Origin of the sequence: Staphylococcus sp. EG-SA-10 (assembly GCF_017151945.1) — a bacterium.
GTDB classification, from domain to species: Bacteria; Bacillota; Bacilli; order Staphylococcales; family Staphylococcaceae; genus Staphylococcus; species Staphylococcus aureus.
The window spans coordinates 176253-198235 of sequence record NZ_JACVZJ010000003.1 but is presented as its reverse complement, the minus strand read 5'-3'; the positions used below and the strand labels follow the sequence as shown (position 1 = coordinate 198235).

Below are 21983 nucleotides of genomic sequence, written 5' to 3'. Positions count from 1 at the left end.
AAATTAAATGATGGAGTGTGAGTAACATGAAAGAAACAAGATTTTATTTAGTAAGAGTGTATGTTGGACAAAATGGGGAAAGGGAAAGTCAAAAATTAAGATATAGTGCTTACGCCTTTACTTTTAACGGTATACCAGAAGGCGAAACACCAACATTTTACGACACAGAAGCAGATGCAACGGCAATTGCAAATTCGTTAAATTTAATTTATCGACTATCAAATGTGAGCAGTTTTGTAGATGTGTACAAAGAAGAAGTTAAAGTTACAAAAGTTACAGATAATGACCCAGTTGCTAATAATCAAGTTGATGGAGGTGTAGAACATGGAACAAATCAATAATATAGAAATTGAAAGTTTTTCAAGTTTATTCTATACAGGTTCTTGGACAATTATTGATATATTAATTCTTTTAATCGCTTTGGATATTTTAAGTGGTGTAATAAAAGCAATGCGAAATCATAGCTTAAAAAGTTCAATTGCAAATTTAGGATTAGCAAAAAAGATTTCGATTTTTATTGTAATTATTGTTGCGAATATTGCAGATTTATTTTTTAAGGCAGACGGTGTGATTGTAAATGGAACAGTCTCATTTTATTTATTTGGTGAGGCGATTAGTGTTGTCGAAAATTGTGCAATTATTGGTGTACCAATTCCAGATGTTTTAAAAAAGCGTTTAGGTGTAATTGAAAATCAAAATGAAAAGTAAACAACGAAAACAAAGCGACTAAGTAAGTCGTATTTTTTATGTCAAAATTTAAGGAGTGATATTTATGGCAAAGTCATATTTAGGTAATTGGAATGGTGTTGACGTTTATACGGATTTTATTCCATTTGGAACAAGACGAACTGGGCAAGCTTTGGATACAGGTAAGCCAATTTTTGCGGTATATCATGATACGGGGAATCCGGGAAGTACTGCACAACAAAATGTGAATTATTACAAAAGTACCTACTTACAAGATTGGGCATCAACAGCATCTGCGCATTTCTTTGTAGATGATAAAGAATGTATTATTTGTGTACCATTAGATGAAAAGGCATGGCATGTGTTATATGATACACCGACAGATAATTATTACTTTGGTGACGATGCAAATGATGCAGCATTTGGTGGCGAATTATGTTATTTCGAAGATGATAGAGAGCGTTCATTAAAAGCATTAGATAATTTCGCAAGAGTATTTGCTACTTTAGTAGATTCATGGGGTATTAATCATTGGCATAAATGTCCAGGTCATCAGGACATTCAAGCTGATAAGCGTGACCCAGGTAACGCATTACAGGCATGTGGTTATGCTCGAGATGATATCGAGGTAATTGATAACTTAGTGCAACGTTATATTGATGGTCTAAATGAGGTTGATACAAATGAAGTTGTAAATCAACCAAGTGATGATGATATCATTGAAAAGAAACCAGTAGGATGTCAACGCATTAAAGTTTGGTCAGAAGAACCATATTACAGAGGTACAATTAAGTACGATGCTTCATTACGTCAACGTGCAGGCAATAGCTTTGATAATTATAGCTTTGCATACGAAAAAGATGTGCTTGAAGCGGGTTCAATTGTATATATTTATGAAGAAATTCAAGACCCACAAGGCAATATTTGGTGTAGAACTTATTCACCAAGTAATAATGGGTGGGTACATAAACATACGATTGAAGTAGATGAAGAATATAAAGATTAAATCAAAGTGCAGTCAGAAATGGCTGTCTTTTTTTATGTAAATTGATAATTTGTAGGTGCTTCAAATATGTTGTGTTGTAGTTGAAAAAATTTGTAATTTTCTGAAAAAATACTGAAATAGCTTTACTTTATAGTTCAAATGAGTTATAATGTTATTGTAGTTAATTTGAACTACAAAAAAATTACTGGAGGTGAAGAGATGAGGCGAAAAAAAGAATAAAAAAAGAACGTCGCGAAAATGTTGAGTACTATTTGAAAATAGGGACTTTCATACTACTACTCATTGAATTCATTCGCAGAACGTTCTAAGGTAAGACCCCGAAATGGGGTTCTTACCTCTCATTATAAAGGAGGTAACACTATATGAAAAGAGAAACAAAACAAAAAATATCTTTTTGTTTATCAATCGGTATTTTCATTTTAGTTATACTACTATTGATATTCTAAAAAATTAAAAATTTTCGCCTCATCTAATTTATGAATTGCTATGATGAAATATTCAATACAATCAAAAAGTTGATAGAAAACAAAGAGATATCGAGTTATCAAATTAATAAAGATACTGGGATAAGTTACGGTAATATTAATGCTATGCGCCGTGGAGAAAGAAGAATAGAAAATTTAAGCTTAAAGAATGCAAAGATCTTATATGAATATGCTAAAAAGGTATTATAATATAACTACTTTTCTGGTAACTAATCCCGCTATTTAGAGGATTTAATTTTAAAAAGTGGTAAAAAACTGACTACGTATATATAATAACCTTTTTATTATCGTTGGTTGTTTTTATACTAATTCTTATTGACTAATATAGATAGTAAGTATAATATTATTGTGTTTTATATCTTCAGAAAGATGGGGATGCAGTTTGAATATCGAAATAAAAGGCTATCACGGTACTACAAAAAGTGCGGCTAATCTAATAATTAAAAACTCTACCTTCAACAAATCGTCTAAAGTAAATGAATGGTTAGGACATGGTGTTTATTTTTATGAGTTAATTGAAAAAGCCCAGTGGTGGAGTAAAAATAAAAATGAACCAGTTATCATTGAAGCTCCTATATCGGTTCAAGAAGATAAATTAGTGAATTTAGATAAGCCTTCTGAAGAAGATAAATTTGGAAGCTTCATACAATCCATAGAAAAGCAAGGAGGTTTTGTTTTTAGTAGTGATAAAATAATTAGAAGATGTCAAATTACTACTATGTATATGCAATATGTAGAAGCTAAAGTTATTATGGCAACTCTTCCATCTACTAACAAAAAATATAAAGAAGAGTTTAGTAGAATTGGATATGAGAGAACAGAAAAACAAATTTGTGTGCATGATACAACATGTATAGTGTATAATAAATTAAGAGTCGTTGAGTAAGGAGGAATCATTATGTTTGATATTAATAAAGTAAAAAGAATTGCTAAAGAAGTAGGTGTGGAAGTAAATCCCTTAGAAGCAATGGGCAGAAAAGGTTTGTTTTTTAGAAATGAAAATGGTCAGCTAGAAAAATGGGACGCTATCACTGAATTAGGTTTAAAAGATAATAATACTCAACACTCAAATTATTATAGTAACTTTTTTGACAAAAGTTTTTATACTAATAAAGTACATGGATTTAATAAATCACCATATCGTAATACACAAAGTAATTATTCGATGAATGAAAAAATTAATAAACAAACACTTATCTCGGAGGCAGCATAATGGCAGGAATAAGTTTTATTAATTATATAGTGGACACTATGTATTACAAAACAAATCCTAATTTTGATGCAGAAAATACTATAGAAATTTCAATAAATGAAGAAGTTTTTGCGGACATTGATATTAGTAAAGAAGAAGATGTGGCGATTATAACGTTACAAGCTAAACTTAAAGAAACAAGTGATGTGCCTTTTTCATTTGATGCAAGTATAGTGGGGTATTTTGAATATAATTCTGAAGAATCAGATGGTATTCAATTTAAAGAATTTTTAAAAACTAATGCAATAGCGATATTATTTCCTTATTTAAGATCTATTGTAAGTGAGTTAACTGGCAAATCTAATAGATTTCCTAGTTATAATATGCCTGTAAGAAACATTGCACATGAAATCGCCGAGAAAGGTAATATAAATATTACAGAGGGTTAATAACTATTAACTTATATTTTGAAAAACCGTACCTAAAATGGTATGGTTTTTTATATTTTTTTACAATTATAGTAGATGTACGTATACTAATAGGTGTATAATGTATATATAAAGTTCAAGGAGGTGAAAGTGGTGACGAAAGTGAAGGGAATAAAAAAGCTCAAATGTACCAAATTGTTAATCTTAATAAATCTCTACTTTATAAAGATTGAATGGACATTCGAGCGTTAATGAGTCAGGAGGGACTTCCCCTCCTACAATTTAATAATAATACTTTCTTCACCACTGTACAATGAAAATTACTTTTAAAATACGTAAAACAAGTAAAAAAGAGAAAGCGGAGTTCATATTCGGAATATGCTTTGCTATTTTGGTAATTATAGTGTTTAAAATGGTGTTATAAATGAATGATTTTAAAGAAGTATACGTTACTATAAAAAAATTGCTTGATTCAGATATAACCGCTTATCAGATTGAAAAAGGAACAGGGGTTAGTAGAGCGAAAATAGGTAGACTGAAAAATGATAAAAATTCATTAAAAAATTTAACTTTAGAAACAGCGGAAAAACTCTATAATTATCAAAAACAATTAGAAATAATGAATGAAGATTAAAAAACAAGGCTCTATCTCTTGATACATAAGGGATAGAGCCTTATTAGTTGCCCAGTTTTTAAAAATGTCTAAATTGGGCAACAAAATGGGCAACAAAATAAAAAATTCATTAAATAACATATGAAGATAAAAGCCGTAATCATGGGATTTTACCATCACATAATACAATAAAACTCTATTTTTTGAGAACAGAACTCAAGTATCTGAATGGGAAAGAGATCAGTACCACTATTTAATTTTAGGTGGCCAATACAATGAATAATTCAAAATATTGGCTAGAACGAGCTCAAAATGTTATACAGAGTGAAATACAAGCGGATGCACAAGCAACAACTGAGATAGAACGAATTATTTTACAGATGTATGCAGAAATTGCTAAAGAATTATTGGCATTTTATGCCAAATATGCAACCACTGCTGGATTAACAATGTTAGAAGTTAAGAAAAATGCTGATGCGTTTGACGTAAAGGCATTTAGACATAAAGCTAAAATGTATGTTCGACGTAAAGACTTTAGTGAAGAAGCAAATCGTGTATTAAAGTTATATAACTTAACAATGAAGATTTCACGAGAGCAATTATTAAAGCAACAGCTTGACTTAATTGTCAGAGATACTGGATTGAATCTTCAAAGTAAACTAGAAGATGACTTAGTTGAAGCTGTGGATAGAGAAGTAGAAAGACAAGCGCATATTTTAGGTGAACATGTAAAGATAGATGATGCTGAAGTAAAAGCAGTGGTTAATAGTAACTTTAAAGGTGTGACATGGTCACAGAGATTATGGAAAGATATGGCATTGGTACAAAAAGAGGTAGAACAGGTAACTAGTCATGTACTGATTCGTGGTCGACATCCAAATGAATTTGTACCACTGTTTAAAAAGAAAACACAATCAACGACTTATAACGCCAGTAGATTGTTAGTCACTGAATCGGCAAGGGTTCAAGCAGAATCACAAAAGTTAACATATTTAAAAGAACTTGGTGAAGATGGCGAATATAAATATGTTGCCAAAATAGATAGTAAAACATCTAAATTATGTCATTCACTCAACGGAAAAATATTTAAAGTTAAAGATATGATACCAGGTGTGAATGCGCCACCTATGCATCCTTGGTGTAGAAGTATCACAGTGCCAGATGTCGGCAATTGGCGAGACAAGTTCTTTAAAGAGCGTGAAGGTAAATATCAAGTAGAAGTAAAAGAAGCAAAATTACAGGAAAAAGCTAAAAATCAGATGAAAGAAATGATTGAAAGTGGTAAAATAAAAATAGAAATAAATTGCGAAAAACAAAATAGACATATGTTAGGTCATCATCTATATAATGAAAATAAAAAAAGAGCCATTTTAAATAATAAGAAATTGCCTAGCTATACAATACTTTCTATAGATTTATTGAATGAATTGTTAAGAGAAAAAATGTCAACAGGCAATCTAATATTAAGTGATGAGCTATTTGATATGAAAGAGATTATTAATTTTAATCAAATTATTGGAAAAGTACATATCGATAATGTGTATATTGAAACCAGAAAAGGAAAAGTGCATTATTCGAAGACAGGTGCTCATATAGTACCTTATATTGATAAGTAGGTGAAAAGTATTGAGAATTGAAGATGCATATCGTAAAGATGTTATTATCACGCTTTTGAATAATGAAGAATACGAAGGGTTTGTAACTGACTATGAAAATGAATTTGAGAGTGAAACAGGAAATCTTGTTGTAGATATACAGACTGATTTTGCTGTTTATTCGTTTGATGAAACTGAGATAAAAAGTATTAGATTATTAAAATAATTACAAATTAGCATCCTTTCTACACAGATAAAGAGAAAGCGGTGCTATTTTTATACACTTTTTTAACAACTAAGGATACAAGACACATACCTTCAACAATATCCTCATCTAAACCTATCGATTTCCTAAGCTCAATTTTAAACACAAAGTTTATTTGAAAAGATGCACACCTATAAAAATCTTAATCATCGAAAAGTCACAAACATCTCCATATTAAAAACTTAAATAGTGCATTTCATTTAAACTAAACATCGATATTCCTACCAATATAGACTTAGTAATTCGATTGTTAATACATCACTTTCATAAAATAACTAAAACTATCATAATACTTCTCAAATCTCGTCAAATTAAAGTAAATACAGCACAAATTAACATTTTTAAATATATAAATAAAATAAAACAAGATACTCAATAATCTGTAGTACCTTGTTTTGGAATAATGTAATTTTATATCATCAACGGCTACAAATGAGCAGTTTCATATATAAATAAACACAACTACTCAACTGATCTTGATTAATTAATAAATGATTTGCCAGATGACATATAACAGCATTATTAGATTAATTCTAATAGTTTATTTAAATTTTCTTCGGTTGTCGCCCAACTGGTTGCGAATCTAACAACACGATGTTGATCATCGTATTTTTCCCAAACAGCAAATTTAACTTTTCGTTCTAACTCTGCTATTTTCTCGTTACTTAAAATAAAAAATTGTTGATTGGTTGGAGAATCAAAGTAAAGACGATAGCCTTTATTTATAAACCCGTCTTTCATCTTATTTGCCATTTCGATAGCATGTCTGCTTATATTAAAATATAAATTGTCCGTAAATAATTCTAAAAATTGTATGCCTGTTAACCGTCCTTTTGCTAAAAGGGCACCGTGATGTTTGATTCGAGTGGTAAATTGTTTCGGTTCATTATTCTTCGTAAAAACAATTGCTTCTCCGCATAATGCACCTATCTTCGTACCACCTATATAAAATACATCACAATATTTAGCGATGTCTTTAATGGTCATATCTGATTGATCACTCATCAATCCATACCCTAATCGTGCACCATCCATAAATAATGGAAGCTGATATTGCTTACATACTTTGCATAACTCTTCCAATTCTGATTTAGAGTATAATGTGCCATATTCTGTAGGATGAGAAATATATACCATCCCTGGGAATACCATATGGTCCTTTTTAAAATCACTTTTAAATGTCTCCATGTAAGTTTCAACATCTGAAGCACTAACTTTTCCTTCCTTAGAGGGTATAGTAATTACTTTATGTCCACTATATTCAATTGCACCGCCCTCATGCACAGCAACATGACCAGTGTCTGCTGAAATGACCCCTTCGTAACTTTCTAACATTGAATTAATAACAACCTGATTGGTTTGTGTTCCACCTACTAAAAAACGAATAGTAGCATTTGGACAATCAATTGTATCTTTAATCTTTTCAATTGCCTGAGCTGTGAATTGATCAAAACCATATCCCGAAGCTTGTACAAGATTTGTATCTACTAATCGTTTTAATACTTTTTCATGAGCACCTTCTAAATAATCATTTTCAAATGAAATCACTACATTTCCCCCTAAAACTAATACAACATTTTAATAAGATAAACCAATTTCAAAACTAGTTCGATATTTAAAATGTATTATGAATGGTTAAAGTTTGTATCGCATTATCGCGAAGTTGAATAAATATATTATACATCAAACAATACATTATGAAAATTAATTAATTTTTTACCACAATTACTTTGCATGCCGAAACACATATATTAATGATTGAATTTTACTGTTAAAAGTTCTATGATTTAGGAAATAGAGAAAAGAGGGGATTTAAATGGAACAAATTAAACTTAAAACTTTTACTGCTGAGACTTTAGAATTATTAGAATCAAATATCAATGAATTTTTAGGTTCTGAAGAAGCTGCAAATTTGAAATTAGTAAATATTACAATAAAAGAAATTGAAGAAAGAACATTTCCAAATAATGAAGAAGAGTTTAATGCAATATTAACTCTATCTGTAAATAAATAATCTGGAACGAAAGGTACAAAAGTTTTTTTGTGCCTTTCTTTATAGGAGAAATAAACTATGCAATTTTCATTTTCAAATGATTTAGGAACACTTTTTACCATTATTTTAGCAATTGCCTTTATCATTAATTTGGTACTAGCGTTTATTATTATTTTTTTAGAAAGAAATAGACGTACAGCCAGTTCAACATGGGCGTGGTTATTTGTACTTTTTGTATTACCATTAATTGGTTTTATCCTTTATCTATTTTTTGGAAGAACGGTTTCTGCGCGTAAACTAAATAAAAATAATGGGAACGTGTTAACAGATTTTGATGCGCTTTTAAAGCAGCAAATTGAAAGCTTTGATAAAGGTAATTATGGTACAGATAATAAACAAGTTCAAAAGCACCATGATTTGGTACGTATGTTGTTAATGGATCAAGATGGCTTTTTAACTGAAAACAATAAAATTAATCATTTTATTGATGGAAATGATTTATATGATCAAGTTTTACAAGATATTAAAAATGCTAAAGAATACATCCATTTAGAGTATTATACATTCGCTCTAGATGGCTTAGGCCAAAGAATTTTAAAAGCGTTAGAAGAGAAATTGAAACAAGGTCTAGAAGTGAAAATTTTATATGATGACGTTGGTTCAAAGAAAGTTAAGATGGCTAATTTTGATCATTTTAAATTGTTAGGTGGAGAAGTTGAAGCATTTTTTGCTTCTAAATTACCGTTATTGAATTTCAGAATGAATAATAGAAATCATAGAAAAATCATCGTAATCGATGGTCAACTAGGTTATGTCGGAGGATTTAACATTGGTGATGAATATCTAGGTTTAGGAAAATTAGGGTATTGGAGAGATACGCATTTACGTATACAAGGGGATGCGGTTGATGCACTGCAGTTGCGATTTATTTTAGACTGGAATTCGCAAGCACATCGACCTCAATTTGAATATGATGAAAAATATTTTCCTAAAAAGAATAAATCATTCGGTAATGCGCCAATCCAGATTGCTGCAAGTGGTCCCGCCAGTGACTGGCATCAAATTGAATATGGATATACAAAAATGATTATGAGCGCTAAGAAGTCGGTATATTTGCAATCGCCTTATTTCATTCCGGATAACTCATATATAAATGCCATTAAAATTGCAGCTAAATCAGGGGTAGATGTTCATCTAATGATTCCATGTAAGCCAGATCATCCTTTAGTTTATTGGGCGACATTTTCAAATGCTTCTGACTTATTATCCAGTGGTGTTAAAATTTATACGTATGAAAATGGATTTATTCATTCTAAAATGTGTTTAATTGATGATGAAATCGTATCAGTGGGCACAGCAAATATGGACTTTAGAAGTTTTGAATTAAATTTTGAGGTAAATGCCTTTGTATATGATGAAAATCTTGCTAAAGATTTAAGAGCAGCTTATGAACATGATATTACAAAATCAAAACAACTTACTGAAGAATCTTATGCTAATAGACCATTGTCTGTTAAGTTTAAAGAATCGTTAGCTAAATTAGTTTCGCCAATTTTATAAAGAATAATTTCAAGTCTCATTTTAATGAGGCTTTTTTTATTTCTGCAATTAATAACTATAACAATATTATGTAAACCAATGAAGTGACAAATGTCATTTTGAACCAATGACAAAGTATCCTATTTTAAATCGAATAAATTTACTAATCTTAAATTAATAAAATATTAAGAGGTGATTCATTTGATTCAAATATCTAATATTAATAAATCATTTAAGAAAAAGCGTGTTTTAAAAAACATTTCATTTGATATTGAAAAAGGTACATGTATCGCATTAATCGGAAAAAATGGTGCTGGAAAATCAACATTAGTTGATATTTTAAGCAATAAAATAATTGCTGATGATGGCGTGATTTTGGATACAGATAAATTATTGCAAAGTGAAAATCGCAGTATAATGTTTCAAAAAACGATGTTTCCAGATCAATTGAAGGTAATTGAAATTATCAAATTATATCAATCATTTTATGAAAATCCATTAACATTGGACGTAATAATAGAACTAACAAAGTTTAATTCTAATCAATTGAATCAATTTGCAAATAAATTATCTGGAGGTCAACAACGATTACTTGATTTTGTAATATCTTTAATAGGACAACCACAGCTTATTTTGTTAGATGAACCAACGTCAAATATGGATATTGAAATGAGAGAATATTTTTGGTCAATAATAGCTAAGTTAAAAGAAGAAAATCGGACGATTCTTTATACATCGCACTATATAGAAGAAGTAGAGCGCATGTCCGACAAAATTATTTTGATAGAAAATGGTGAGGTCAAACTAAATGATGATACGTCACATTTTAAAGTAAATCAGCAATCTGAGATTACGCTATCCGATGAGTATCTATCAAAGTTAAAACAAGACGCAAATGAATTAAAAATACTAATGAATCATAATGGTACGATTAAAATTCTTACTTCAAATGTAAGTGATACTATTTTATATCTACTGCAACATCATATTAATTTAAATGATATTGAAATACATAAAGTATCTATTATCGATACTTACTTTAACAATAAAAAGCAAAGGGGTTCTATATATGGTCCTAAATTACTTGAAATTTGAGTTTAAAGTTTTGTTTCGTAAAAAAACTGCTTTATTTTTATCAATATTTTTCCCAGCAATATTTTATATCTTGTTTACTTCAATATTAGATTTACCAAGCGATGTCAAACTTAGATTCTATAAAGAATACATGTATAGTATGACGGTTTATAGTTTGATAAGTTTTAGTTTAATGGCCTTTCCAATAGATATTATTAATGAAAAACAAAATGGATGGCGTCAAAAACTAATGGCGACACCATTAACACCTGCTAGTTACTATATTTCTAAAATAGTTAAAACAATGGCACAATTTGCAATTGCAATTATAGTGATTTTTATGATAGGACATTTTTATAAAGGTGTTGAAATGAGTGCAGTTCAATGGTTAGAGTCAGGAATATTTTTATGGTTAGGTGCGTCTCTATTAATAACTTTTGGCATATTATTTTCTTTGTTAAATGATATTCAAAAAACAAGTGCTTTAGCCAATATCGTAACAATTGGATTAGCAGTATTAGGTGGATTGTGGTTTCCGATAAACACATTTCCGAATTGGCTTCAACATGTTGCTCATGTTTTACCGAGCTATCATTTGCGTAAACTAGGTGTAGATATTGCTTCAAATCATCATATCAGTTTAATATCAATTGTTATAATACTCTTGTATGCTTTAGGGAGTATTATAGCAGTATATTGTATTAGACATTTTAAAAGGGCGGAATAAAATATGAAATTTTTAAAAGATACTTCAATTGCTGAAATATCGTCTATACTTTATCTGATTTTTCCTATTGCCGGTATATTTTTTAATGAAGTGTATGGTCCCAAATGGTTGTATATTATATCAGTCATTGTCTTTTCGTTGTCGTATCTTATATTAGTTATAGTAAATAATAGACTTAATACATTAATGTTTTACATTTTGTTTATTATTCATTATTTTATTATTTGTTATTTTGTTTTCAGTGTACATCCAATGCTAAGTTTGTTTTTCTTTTATAGTGCTTTTGCCATTCCATTTACTTTTAAAAATAATGTTAAAAAAATGGCAACTAATCTTTTCATTTTAACGATGATTATATGTTTAACAATTACTTACTTAGTACATAACGACTATTTTGTTGCAATGACGATTTATTATGTTGTTATTTTGTTAATCGTGTTTGATAATTTAAAAAAAGTGAAAGATCGTGAATATAAAAAAGAAATAGAAGAAAAAAATCGATATATTAATACGTTAATAACTGAACAAGAGCGTCATAGAATAGGTCAAGATTTACATGATACGCTTGGTCATGTGTTTGCAAGTTTATCATTAAAATCAGAATTAGCTTATAAAATTATTGATTCTGATACTGAAAATGCAAAAGCTGAATTGTTAGCGATTAATAAGTTGTCGCGGGAATCATTAAACAAAGTTCGCGAAATTATCGATGATATAAGATTACCATCATTTATTGAAGAAATTGAGAGTATCTGTAAAATTTTAAAAGATGCTGACATTCAGTTTACGTTTGAAAATAAAGAATTGGCACAATTATTGAGTCCTACAAAACAATCCATTTTAGTAATGATTGCTCGTGAAGCGATAAACAATGTGATTAAGCATGCAAATGCTTCAAAAGTTCATGGTCAATTACGATCTATGAATGAACATAAATTACAGTTCATTATACAGGATAATGGAGAAGGTATTGACAGCGGCTGTGAAATAAAGAGTATTTCACAACGAGTACAACATTTAAATGGAACATTAGAAGTTGAATCGAATAAAGGTACTAAATTAATTATCGAAATGCCTACAGGGGGAATAGCATGATTTCTATAATTATTGCAGAAGATCAAAATATGTTACGACAGGCAATGGTTCAATTAATTAAACTACATGGTGATTTTGAAATTTTAGCCGATGTAGATAATGGTCTCGATGCAATAAAAATTATTGAGGCACACCATCCTGATGTAGTTATTTTAGATATTGAAATGTCAGGCATGACTGGACTTGAAGTTTTAGCAGAAATTAGAAAGAAGCATTTGAATATTAAAGTGATTATTGTAACAACTTTTAAAAGGCCGGGGTATTTTGAAAAAGCTGTTGTAAATGATGTGGATGCATATGTTTTAAAAGAACGTTCTATAGAAGAATTAGTGGAAACAATTTATAAAGTGTATAACGGTAAGAAAGAATATAGTGCTTCTCTTATGACTTCATTTTTCACAGATAAAAACCCATTAACACCAAAAGAACAAATTGTATTAAGGGAAATCGGCAATGGTTTAAGTAGTAAAGAAATAAGTGAAAAATTATTTTTGACAGATGGAACAGTTAGAAATTATACATCTGTTATAATTGATAAATTATTTGCAGATAATCGTTTTGATGCTTGGAAAAAGGCGAATGAAAAAGGCTGGATCTAAATATAAACAAAAAAGTATTGAGTGTTTTGATTTAAGAGACTTTGAAAGTGAGTCAATAATCAAAATCTTACTCAATACTTTTATTTTGGTACTCGCAAGTTAGATTTGTTAACTAATTTTTTCGTTTATTATAAAACGAAACAATCAGGTATACGATAAAGCCTACAAAGATACCCAATAAAATAGATAGTACTGCTGTCACTATTAATGGTAATTTGAAAAATATTTGTAGGAAAATACCAATGATAATTGCGATAATTACTGCAATTAATGTGACTGTATTTTCATTTGAAATGTTCATTCATTTTCACTCCTTAACAATAACATTATATCATGCTATAGCTTTCCAAAATATTGAAATATGTAGATATGGCTATTGACGATATTTCTTAACTTTTATATGATTAATCGGAATGAAAAAAGAGAAGTAGGTGGCAAAATGAAGTCAAATAAATCGCTTGCTATGATTGTGGTAGCCATCATTATTGTAGGTGTATTAGCATTTCAATTTATGAATCATACGGGTCCTTTTAAAAAGGGAACAAATCATGAAACTGTACAAGATTTAAATGGTAAAGATAAAGTACATGTTCAAAGAGTTGTGGATGGTGATACATTTATTGCAAATCAAAATGGTAAAGAAATTAAAGTTAGGCTTATAGGGGTTGATACGCCAGAAACGGTGAAACCGAATACGCCTGTACAACCATTTGGCAAAGAAGCATCAAATTATAGTAAGAAGACATTAACAAATCAAGATGTTTATTTAGAATATGATAAGGAAAAGCAAGACCGCTATGGTAGAACATTGGCGTATGTATGGATAAGTAAAGATCGTATGTACAATAAGGAATTAGTGGAAAAGGGACTTGCTAGAGAGAAGTATTTTTCACCAAATGGCAAATATAGAAATGTATTTATAGAAGCACAAAATAAAGCTAAACAACAGAAATTAAATATTTGGAGTAAATAATTAAATAGGTGATTATATATTAAAGTAAAATATACTTGAAGCATCGATTTATTATTACCTTAAATTTATATATAGAAATAATTTAAAGGCATAATAACCATAGTGCGTATCGAGCGTAATGGATTATTATGCCTTTGATTTTACTTGAATATAGCTGTGATTTGATCAACCTGTTCTTTATTTAAAGGGTGTTTAGATAGCTCTATGGCTTCGCTAATAATACGTCGTAACGAAGATTTTGTTGAAACTGTATCAACATATTTATCTCTTTCTTCAGAACCTTGAATGATATTAACTGTACCATCACTAAAGTAAATAACACCGGTACTTTGGACTTTAAAGTTAAAGTTTTGTTCAATATGATCCTTTAATGCTTTAGCATTATTTGCTGCTAATTGATACGGATCATAATCATAAAAATCATAAATAACACGATTTGGTTGAACTGTTTCTGTAAAAGTATAGATAGACTTTCTTGATGAATTAAACTGATCATGATATTGCTGGCTAATGTAATGACCGACAACTTTTTCAATATTACTATTGCTCATTTCTGTATCATGCTCATCAGGTACATCAAAGTGATAAAATGTTTTTTCACCCCAGCTTTTTACATCAACGTTTATTAAAACGATATCTGAAACAATGATAAAATCAAATGAACGTGCATACTCGAAAAACGGATGTTTAGTAGCTAAATTGCTTGTAACGATAATATCGTAATATTTTAATTTACCATTTTCGAGATAGCTATCTAAAATCTTGCGTAATTCTCTTTTAGCATTTTTGTATGCATGGTGGCCAACATCATTATTAGAACTCAGCATTTGACTTCTTAATTCAGCATTTTCTGCACTTAATGCTTTGTTCTTTTTAATAAGTTGCTTTCTTGCATAAACTTCGGTATCTATTTTACTATTACTATACCTTTGATTTAAAACTAATATACCAATTAATGCTACAATGATAATGATAAGTACAACATAAAAAGACATTTTTTCACCAATCCTTTTTGACTTCTTTAACTTTGTATACAATAATAATTAATAAAGATTAATTGTTATTCAATTTCCCACATTTTTATTAGTTGATTTTAGTTCATCATTGTTATAATCAAATTATAAACTGACAGATATTGATGTTCAATGAATATGACGTGAAAGATTCGTGAATTCAAGTTTATGTCGAATTTATGTTATAACGGTCATTTAAATGACAGAATTAGGTCACTCATAGTATTTTGAAGATTGAATTCATTAATTTTAAAATGTATAATGATATTTGTGAAAGCGCTTGCTTAGGAGGTGTATTTGAGAGTGAATGAAATGAATGCTAAAGAACAATTAGTGGACAATTTAATGAAAACATCATCGCAATTATTTAAATTTCACGGTGAAGTTGCCATGCAGCTTTTCTTAAATGATGAATTAAAATTACCTTCTATTGTTGAAATATGCGTGGAACGTAAGCGTTTAAGTGATATTGTGAAAGTTATTCCGCAATCATATGCGTTACTATACATAGATAAGCAAGATCAAGCAATAGCTAAAGAAGATTTATCACTTTCAAAAATTGCAAAAGTTTATGTGCAATATGATGATACAACAATAATGAGTATTTTCGTTTATGATGTTGTAAACGATGAATGGATTTTTAGATTGGATCCGAATATACGTATACCTAAGAGTAACATTTACTTCCATAGTTTAAATTGGGATGTAGATTATATTAAACCGGAAATCGTTCTAATGTATGATCTAATGCAACACCATCAGTATCATCATTATTCCAATTATAAACGAGTCATAGATGCATTAAGCTACTATCAATTTTTTATTTTAAAATTTGTAGTAGGTGAGCAACGTATTAAGGATGCAATACAGAGAACAATAAATAATTAAGAAAAAGCAATTCATAACGCAGTTGAATACATGTGTTACGAATTGCTTTTATATTAGTTTTTATCACACAAGTTTTTTAATGCAACCCCGTGATAGCAAAACTCATATGTAGATAATACAGCTTTTTCAGCATCATCTACATGAATTCCAAACATCATCGAGATTTCCGAAGCACCTTGGTTAATCATTTTTAAGTTAATTTTTGATTCAGCTAAGGCATGTGTAATTTTATTTGCAGTACCGATGACTTTATTCATACCTTCGCCGACAATCATTAAAATTGCTAAATCATGCTCAATACTTAGCTCATCAACATCACATTTTTGACGAATTTCATTTAATACTTTTGTTTCTTTATTTTGAATTTGTTTTGAACGCATAACGATACTGATAGTATCAATACCTGAAGGCATATGATCAAATGAAATATTATTATCCTCTAAGACACCTAATATCTTTCTAGTAAAGCCGACTTGTCTATTCATTAAATACTTTTTGATATTAATGACAGTAAAATCTTTATCACAACTTATACCGCTAATCACATTTTTCGCATTTATTTCTCTATCATGCACTATAAATGTACCTTTATCTTGAGGGCGGTTCGTATTTTTAATCACCACAGGTATGCGATCTTTATAAAGTGGTTGTAATGCTTCATCATGGAAAACACTAAAACCAGCATAAGATAATTCACGCATTTCTCGATAAGTGATTTCTTCGATTAATTCAGGATCTTTGATGATATTTGGATTAGCTTTATAAATACCAGACACATCGGTGAAATTTTCATAAATTGTAGCTCTAACACCACTTGATATGATGGCGCCAGTTATATCTGATCCGCCACGAGGAAATGTAACTATATATCCCTCATGAGATACGCCAAAAAATCCTGGGATAATTAGTTTCTCATCATAATCTCTTAATTTTTTAATTTCAGAGTAAGCACTATCTAATATTTGTGCTTCTTGTGGGACGTCAGTAACAAAAATACCCGCTTCCTTCGGTGATATATATTTTGTTGGTATACCTTGACTATTATTATATAGAGCTATCAATTGCGCATTAAAATCTTCACCACAAGAAAGTAATGCATCTAATAGTCTCTTCGGTTCATTTTTTAATTGATTAATATAATGTTCCAAAGTCACATCTATCGTCCGTAAAATACTTTCATCCATTTGCAATTCTTTTACAATATCATCATAACGCTGAATAATTTCTCTTTTTTTATCATGATAATCAAGATGATTAATGACCTTTTCATATAATCTGATTAACAAATCAGTTGTTTTAATATCATTATCATGTCTTTTACCTGGAGCAGAAACGATAACAATCTTTCGCTCTGGATCAGAATTAACAATATTTAAAACCTTTTTAATTTGAGTAGCATTGGAGACGGAGCTACCACCGAATTTGGAAACTTTCATAGTGCATGCCAACCTTTCTAAAAAATCAGAAAATTGTATTCAGTTTTGTAAGTAAGAATGATATTATGTATTTATATTTTGAATATTACGAACTTTACAAAAATAAAGAATAATTCTATACTATACTATCATCTAGTGTTTTTCAATAATACATTTGTTTTTCTCAAAAGCACAAACGGAGGTACATAAAATGAAAAAATTAAATATAGCATTATTAGGATTAGGTACTGTCGGATCTGGTGTTGTTAAAATCATCGAAGAGAACCGACAGCAAATTCAAGATACATTAAATAAAGATATCGTCATAAAGCATATTCTTGTTCGAGATAAATCTAAAAAGAGACCGCTAAATATTAGCCAATATCATTTAACTGAAGATGTTAATGAAATTTTAAATGATGATTCATTAGATATTATCGTTGAAGTCATGGGAGGAATTGAACCAACTGTAGATTGGTTAAGAACAGCACTTAAAAATAAAAAACATGTTATTACCGCAAATAAAGATTTATTAGCAGTACATCTTAAACTTTTAGAAGATTTAGCAGAAGAAAATGGTGTAGCTTTAAAGTTTGAAGCGAGTGTAGCAGGTGGTATTCCGATCGTAAATGCCATAAATAATGGTTTGAATGCGAATAATATTTCAAAATTTATGGGAATTTTAAATGGTACCTCTAATTTTATTTTATCTAAAATGACTAAAGAGCAAACGACATTTGAGGAAGCACTTGATGAAGCGAAAAGACTTGGTTTTGCTGAAGCGGATCCAACTGATGATGTAGAAGGGGTAGATGCAGCGCGTAAAGTTGTCATTACATCATATTTATCATTTAACCAAGTCATTAAATTAAACGACGTTAAACGAAGAGGAATTAGTGGTGTAACTTTAACTGATATTAATGTAGCCGATCAACTGGGGTATAAAATTAAATTGATTGGTAAGGGAATATATGAAAATGGCAAAGTTAATGCATCAGTAGAACCAACGTTAATTGATAAAAAGCATCAATTAGCAGCTGTAGAGGATGAATATAACGCGATTTATGTCATTGGTGATGCCGTTGGTGACACGATGTTTTATGGAAAAGGAGCAGGCAGTTTAGCAACAGGTAGTGCCGTTGTCAGTGATTTATTGAATGTAGCATTATTCTTTGAATCAGATTTACACACATTGCCACCACATTTTGAATTAAAGACAGATAAAACAAGGGAAATGATGGATTCTGATGCAGAAATTAATATTAAAGAAAAATCCAATTTCTTTGTAGTAGTGAATCATGTCAAAGGTTCAATTGAAAATTTTGAAAATGAGTTAAAGGCAATATTACCATTCCACCGATCATTAAGAGTTGCAAATTACGATAATCAATCATATGCCGCTGTTATAGTTGGATTGGAATCATCACCAGAAGAATTAATCACTAAGCATGGATACGAAGTTGACAAAGTATACCCAGTAGAAGGAGTTTAATTATAATGAGAAGATGGCAAGGATTAGTAGAAGAGTTTAAAGCACATTTACCAGTAAATGAAAATACACCAAAATTAACATTGAACGAGGGAAATACACCACTCATTCATTGTGAAAATATGTCTAAAATACTAGGTATAGATTTATATGTGAAGTATGAAGGTGCCAATCCGACAGGTTCATTTAAAGATCGCGGTATGGTAATGGCTGTGACAAAAGCAAAAGAGCAAGGTAAGAAAATTGTAATATGCGCTTCGACTGGAAATACATCAGCGTCTGCAGCAGCATATGCAGCTAGAGCAGGTTTAAAAGCTATCGTCGTAATACCAGAAGGTAAAATTGCGTTAGGTAAACTGTCGCAAGCAGTAATGTATGGTGCAGAAATCGTTTCTATTGAAGGAAACTTTGATGAAGCTTTAGAAATTGTAAAAGAAATTGCAAAAAGTGGCGAAATCGAGCTTGTAAACTCTGTCAATCCATTTAGAATCGAAGGGCAAAAGACAGGCTCATTTGAAATTGTGCAACAATTAGACGGTGAAGCACCTGATATTTTAGCGATTCCTGTAGGTAATGCAGGTAATATTACTGCATATTGGAAAGGCTTTAAAGAATATCATGAAGCTAAAGGATCACAATTGCCGAAAATGTTTGGCTTCCAAGCTGAAGGCGCATCACCAATTGTTCAAAATAAAGTCATTAAAAATCCTGAAACGATTGCAACTGCTATTCGAATTGGTAATCCTGCTAGTTGGGAAAAGGCGACTAATGCTCTTAAAGAATCAAATGGATTAATAGATAGTGTTACTGATGATGAAATTCTAGAAGCATATCAGTTAATGACAACTAAAGAAGGTGTCTTTAGTGAACCAGCAAGTAATGCTTCTATTGCAGGTTTAATTAAATTGCATAGACAAGGTAAATTACCTCAAGGTAAAAAAGTAGTTGCGATTTTAACTGGTAATGGACTAAAAGATCCTGATACTGCTATTTCACTACTAGATAATCCGATAAAGCCATTGCCAAATGATAAAGATAGCATTATCGATTATATTAAAGGAGCTTTATAACATGTCGAATGTTTTGGAGTTAACAATTCCTGCATCAACAGCCAACCTTGGAGTTGGCTTTGATTCTATAGGTATGGCTTTAGATAAATTTTTGCATCTGTCTGTAAAAGAAACATCAGGGACAAAATGGGAATATATTTTCCATGATGATGCATCGAAGCAATTGCCTACTGACGAAACAAACTTTATTTATCATGTGGCACAACAAGTTGCTGCTAAATATAGTGTTGACTTGCCTAATTTATGTATCGAAATGAGAAGTGATATTCCATTGGCAAGAGGGTTAGGTTCGTCAGCTTCTGCTTTAGTAGGAGCTATATATATCGCAAATTATTTTGGTGATATCCAACTATCTAAACACGAGGTATTACAATTAGCGACTGAAATCGAAGGACATCCTGATAATGTTGCGCCGACCATTTATGGTGGTTTAATCGCTGGGTATTATAATGATGTCTCGAAAGAAACGTCAGTTGCACATATCGACATACCAGACGTGGATGTGATTGTAACGATACCAACTTATGAACTAAAAACAGAAGCATCAAGACGTGCTTTACCACAAAAATTAACACATAGTGAAGCGGTTAAAAGTAGTGCAATTAGTAATACAATGATTTGTGCATTAGCACAGCACAATTATGAATTAGCAGGTAAGCTCATGCAACAAGATGGCTTTCATGAACCGTATCGTCAGCATTTAATTGCTGAATTTGATGAAGTGAAAACAATTGCTAGTCAACATAATGCCTATGCAACTGTAATTAGTGGTGCTGGACCAACTATTTTAATATTTAGTCGCAAAGAAAATAGTGGCGAATTAGTTCGCGCTTTAAATAGAAATGTAGTTACATGTCATTCTGAATTAGTAGATATTAATGTTAGTGGTGTTAAAGAACGAATTGTATACCAATAGACACTTTATATTGTAAAATAGTATTGAATGTGAAATAGAGAGGAGATTTAATGCGATATGACAAATTATAAAGTTGTCGTTTTAGATATGGATGACACATTGCTAAATTCAGATAATGTGATATCAGAAGAAACTGCAAATTATTTAACAGCAATTCAAGATGAAGGTTATTATGTTGTTTTAGCATCTGGTAGACCTACTGAAGGTATGATTCCAACTGCTAGAGATTTAAAATTACCTGAACATCATAGCTATATTATTAGTTATAACGGCAGTAAAACGATTAACATGACTAATGAAGAAGTAGAAGTAAGTAAATCGATTGGTAAGCAGGATTTCGATGAAATTGTAGATTATTGTCGAGATAGAGGGTTTTTTGTTCTTACATATCATGATGGTCAAATTATTTACGACAGCGAACATGAATATATGAATATTGAAGCGGAATTAACTGGTTTACCGATGAAACGTGTTGATGATATCAAAGCATATATTCAAGGCGATGTACCCAAGGTCATGGGAGTTGATTATGTAGCGAATATTACTGAAGCTAGAATTGATTTGAATGGTGTGTTCAATGATAATGTAGATGCTACGACAAGTAAGCCATTCTTCTTAGAATTTATGGCCAAAGATGTTTCAAAAGGTAATGCAATTAAAGCGTTATGTCACAAATTGGGATATTCGGTGGATCAAGTCATTGCTTTTGGTGATAGTATGAATGATAAATCAATGTTTGAAGTCGCAGGTCTAGCTATTGCTATGGGGAATGCATCAGATGAACTTAAGCAATATGCAGATGAAATTACGTTGGACCATAATGAAAATGGTATTCCACATGCGCTCAAAAAATTGTTATAAATTTTAAAATAAGCCTAATCACAGGATATTTGAATAAGATTGAAATGCTCCCTTCAAAGT

The 21983-nt window shown here is 30.4% G+C and carries 26 protein-coding genes; 22 read left to right on the top strand and 4 right to left on the bottom strand.

The annotated features are described in order from the left end of the window. Nucleotides 1-26 precede the first annotated feature (26 nt). From IDG45_RS04465 to IDG45_RS04420, 10 genes are all read left to right on the top strand, one after another. On the top strand, nucleotides 27-341 hold the full coding sequence (locus IDG45_RS04465) for a hypothetical protein (protein WP_000665466.1): 315 nt from the start codon (nucleotides 27-29) through the stop codon (nucleotides 339-341). Then, a complete protein-coding gene (locus tag IDG45_RS04460) occupies nucleotides 325-708 on the top strand; it encodes a phage holin family protein, TcdE/UtxA-related (RefSeq protein WP_000435147.1) in 384 nt (127 codons plus the stop codon). The genes IDG45_RS04465 and IDG45_RS04460 overlap by 17 nt, the downstream gene beginning before the upstream one ends. A gap of 64 nt (nucleotides 709-772) precedes the next feature. Beyond that, the gene (locus IDG45_RS04455) at nucleotides 773-1693 is read left to right on the top strand and encodes a peptidoglycan recognition protein family protein (RefSeq protein WP_001140245.1); all 921 of its coding nucleotides are present in this window, start codon (nucleotides 773-775) and stop codon (nucleotides 1691-1693) included. Between the two features lie 476 nt (nucleotides 1694-2169). Continuing rightward, nucleotides 2170-2367, top strand: a complete 198-nt coding sequence (locus tag IDG45_RS04450; RefSeq protein WP_001793526.1) for a helix-turn-helix domain-containing protein — start codon at nucleotides 2170-2172, stop codon at nucleotides 2365-2367. A gap of 193 nt (nucleotides 2368-2560) precedes the next feature. Next, the gene (locus tag IDG45_RS04445) at nucleotides 2561-3064 is read left to right on the top strand and encodes a hypothetical protein (RefSeq protein ID WP_001019311.1); all 504 of its coding nucleotides are present in this window, start codon (nucleotides 2561-2563) and stop codon (nucleotides 3062-3064) included. A gap of 12 nt (nucleotides 3065-3076) precedes the next feature. Beyond that, nucleotides 3077-3391, top strand: a complete 315-nt coding sequence (locus IDG45_RS04440; RefSeq protein WP_000459699.1) for a hypothetical protein — start codon at nucleotides 3077-3079, stop codon at nucleotides 3389-3391. Continuing rightward, nucleotides 3391-3819 carry a protein-export chaperone SecB gene (locus tag IDG45_RS04435; RefSeq protein ID WP_000907423.1) on the top strand — a complete coding sequence of 143 codons (429 nt, stop codon included), beginning with the start codon at nucleotides 3391-3393 and terminating at the stop codon, nucleotides 3817-3819. Before IDG45_RS04440 ends, IDG45_RS04435 begins: the two co-directional genes overlap by 1 nt. A gap of 403 nt (nucleotides 3820-4222) precedes the next feature. Further along, complete coding sequence (locus IDG45_RS04430; RefSeq protein ID WP_000997672.1) at nucleotides 4223-4432, top strand: helix-turn-helix domain-containing protein; 210 nt, start codon at nucleotides 4223-4225, stop codon at nucleotides 4430-4432. 254 nt (nucleotides 4433-4686) lie between these two features. Further along, the gene (locus IDG45_RS04425) at nucleotides 4687-6027 is read left to right on the top strand and encodes a minor capsid protein (RefSeq protein WP_001065796.1); all 1341 of its coding nucleotides are present in this window, start codon (nucleotides 4687-4689) and stop codon (nucleotides 6025-6027) included. A 10-nt stretch (nucleotides 6028-6037) separates the two neighbouring features. Next, nucleotides 6038-6232 carry a hypothetical protein gene (locus IDG45_RS04420; protein WP_001217295.1) on the top strand — a complete coding sequence of 65 codons (195 nt, stop codon included), beginning with the start codon at nucleotides 6038-6040 and terminating at the stop codon, nucleotides 6230-6232. A gap of 561 nt (nucleotides 6233-6793) precedes the next feature. Here the strand turns inward: IDG45_RS04420 and IDG45_RS04415 are convergent. Then, on the bottom strand, nucleotides 6794-7819 hold the full coding sequence (locus IDG45_RS04415) for a threonine aldolase family protein (RefSeq protein WP_000622699.1): 1026 nt from the start codon (nucleotides 7817-7819) through the stop codon (nucleotides 6794-6796). Nucleotides 7820-8087: 268 nt separating this feature from the next. Between IDG45_RS04415 and IDG45_RS04410 the strand changes: the two genes are divergently transcribed. From IDG45_RS04410 to IDG45_RS04385, 6 genes are all read left to right on the top strand, one after another. Continuing rightward, a complete protein-coding gene (locus IDG45_RS04410; RefSeq protein WP_000435070.1) occupies nucleotides 8088-8285 on the top strand; it encodes a hypothetical protein in 198 nt (65 codons plus the stop codon). A 57-nt stretch (nucleotides 8286-8342) separates the two neighbouring features. Further along, complete coding sequence (cls, locus tag IDG45_RS04405) at nucleotides 8343-9824, top strand: cardiolipin synthase (protein WP_001160610.1); 1482 nt, start codon at nucleotides 8343-8345, stop codon at nucleotides 9822-9824. Between the two features lie 171 nt (nucleotides 9825-9995). Further along, nucleotides 9996-10898, top strand: a complete 903-nt coding sequence (locus tag IDG45_RS04400) for an ABC transporter ATP-binding protein (protein WP_072433387.1) — start codon at nucleotides 9996-9998, stop codon at nucleotides 10896-10898. Beyond that, nucleotides 10873-11604, top strand: coding sequence for an ABC transporter permease (locus tag IDG45_RS04395; protein WP_042907942.1), 732 nt, complete (start codon nucleotides 10873-10875; stop codon nucleotides 11602-11604). The genes IDG45_RS04400 and IDG45_RS04395 overlap by 26 nt, the downstream gene beginning before the upstream one ends. Nucleotides 11605-11607: 3 nt before the next feature. After that, on the top strand, nucleotides 11608-12699 hold the full coding sequence (locus IDG45_RS04390; RefSeq protein ID WP_000670291.1) for a sensor histidine kinase: 1092 nt from the start codon (nucleotides 11608-11610) through the stop codon (nucleotides 12697-12699). After that, nucleotides 12696-13298, top strand: coding sequence for a response regulator transcription factor (locus IDG45_RS04385; protein ID WP_000623461.1), 603 nt, complete (start codon nucleotides 12696-12698; stop codon nucleotides 13296-13298). Before IDG45_RS04390 ends, IDG45_RS04385 begins: the two co-directional genes overlap by 4 nt. A 112-nt stretch (nucleotides 13299-13410) precedes the next feature. On the opposite strand, the gene IDG45_RS04380 is transcribed toward IDG45_RS04385, so the two are convergent. Next, nucleotides 13411-13599, bottom strand: coding sequence for a hypothetical protein (locus IDG45_RS04380; protein WP_001027143.1), 189 nt, complete (start codon nucleotides 13597-13599; stop codon nucleotides 13411-13413). A gap of 138 nt (nucleotides 13600-13737) precedes the next feature. Between IDG45_RS04380 and nucI the strand changes: the two genes are divergently transcribed. Further along, the gene (gene nucI, locus IDG45_RS04375; protein WP_000841351.1) at nucleotides 13738-14271 is read left to right on the top strand and encodes a thermonuclease NucI; all 534 of its coding nucleotides are present in this window, start codon (nucleotides 13738-13740) and stop codon (nucleotides 14269-14271) included. A gap of 140 nt (nucleotides 14272-14411) precedes the next feature. Here nucI and IDG45_RS04370 read toward each other — a convergent pair whose 3' ends face one another. Then, a complete protein-coding gene (locus IDG45_RS04370; RefSeq protein WP_000011833.1) occupies nucleotides 14412-15266 on the bottom strand; it encodes a hypothetical protein in 855 nt (284 codons plus the stop codon). A 330-nt stretch (nucleotides 15267-15596) separates the two neighbouring features. Here IDG45_RS04370 and IDG45_RS04365 point away from each other — a divergent pair, with 330 nt between their 5' ends. Then, the gene (locus IDG45_RS04365) at nucleotides 15597-16172 is read left to right on the top strand and encodes a hypothetical protein (protein ID WP_001803470.1); all 576 of its coding nucleotides are present in this window, start codon (nucleotides 15597-15599) and stop codon (nucleotides 16170-16172) included. Nucleotides 16173-16225: 53 nt separating this feature from the next. On the opposite strand, the gene IDG45_RS04360 is transcribed toward IDG45_RS04365, so the two are convergent. Then, nucleotides 16226-17608 (bottom strand): aspartate kinase, encoded by a 1383-nt coding sequence (locus IDG45_RS04360; protein ID WP_000868645.1) that lies wholly within the window; start codon nucleotides 17606-17608, stop codon nucleotides 16226-16228. 190 nt (nucleotides 17609-17798) lie between these two features. Between IDG45_RS04360 and IDG45_RS04355 the strand changes: the two genes are divergently transcribed. Genes IDG45_RS04355 through IDG45_RS04340 form a run of 4 tightly spaced genes read left to right on the top strand, consistent with a single transcriptional unit; the run spans nucleotide 17799 to nucleotide 21923 of the window. Continuing rightward, entirely contained in the window at nucleotides 17799-19079 is a 1281-nt protein-coding gene (locus IDG45_RS04355) for a homoserine dehydrogenase (RefSeq protein ID WP_000735864.1), read from the top strand. Between the two features lie 5 nt (nucleotides 19080-19084). After that, nucleotides 19085-20146, top strand: coding sequence for a threonine synthase (thrC, locus tag IDG45_RS04350; protein WP_001255462.1), 1062 nt, complete (start codon nucleotides 19085-19087; stop codon nucleotides 20144-20146). 1 nt (nucleotide 20147) lies between these two features. After that, nucleotides 20148-21062 carry a homoserine kinase gene (thrB, locus tag IDG45_RS04345; protein ID WP_000073175.1) on the top strand — a complete coding sequence of 305 codons (915 nt, stop codon included), beginning with the start codon at nucleotides 20148-20150 and terminating at the stop codon, nucleotides 21060-21062. 57 nt (nucleotides 21063-21119) lie between these two features. Beyond that, a complete protein-coding gene (locus IDG45_RS04340; RefSeq protein WP_000186308.1) occupies nucleotides 21120-21923 on the top strand; it encodes a Cof-type HAD-IIB family hydrolase in 804 nt (267 codons plus the stop codon). Nucleotides 21924-21983: the final 60 nt, after the last annotated feature.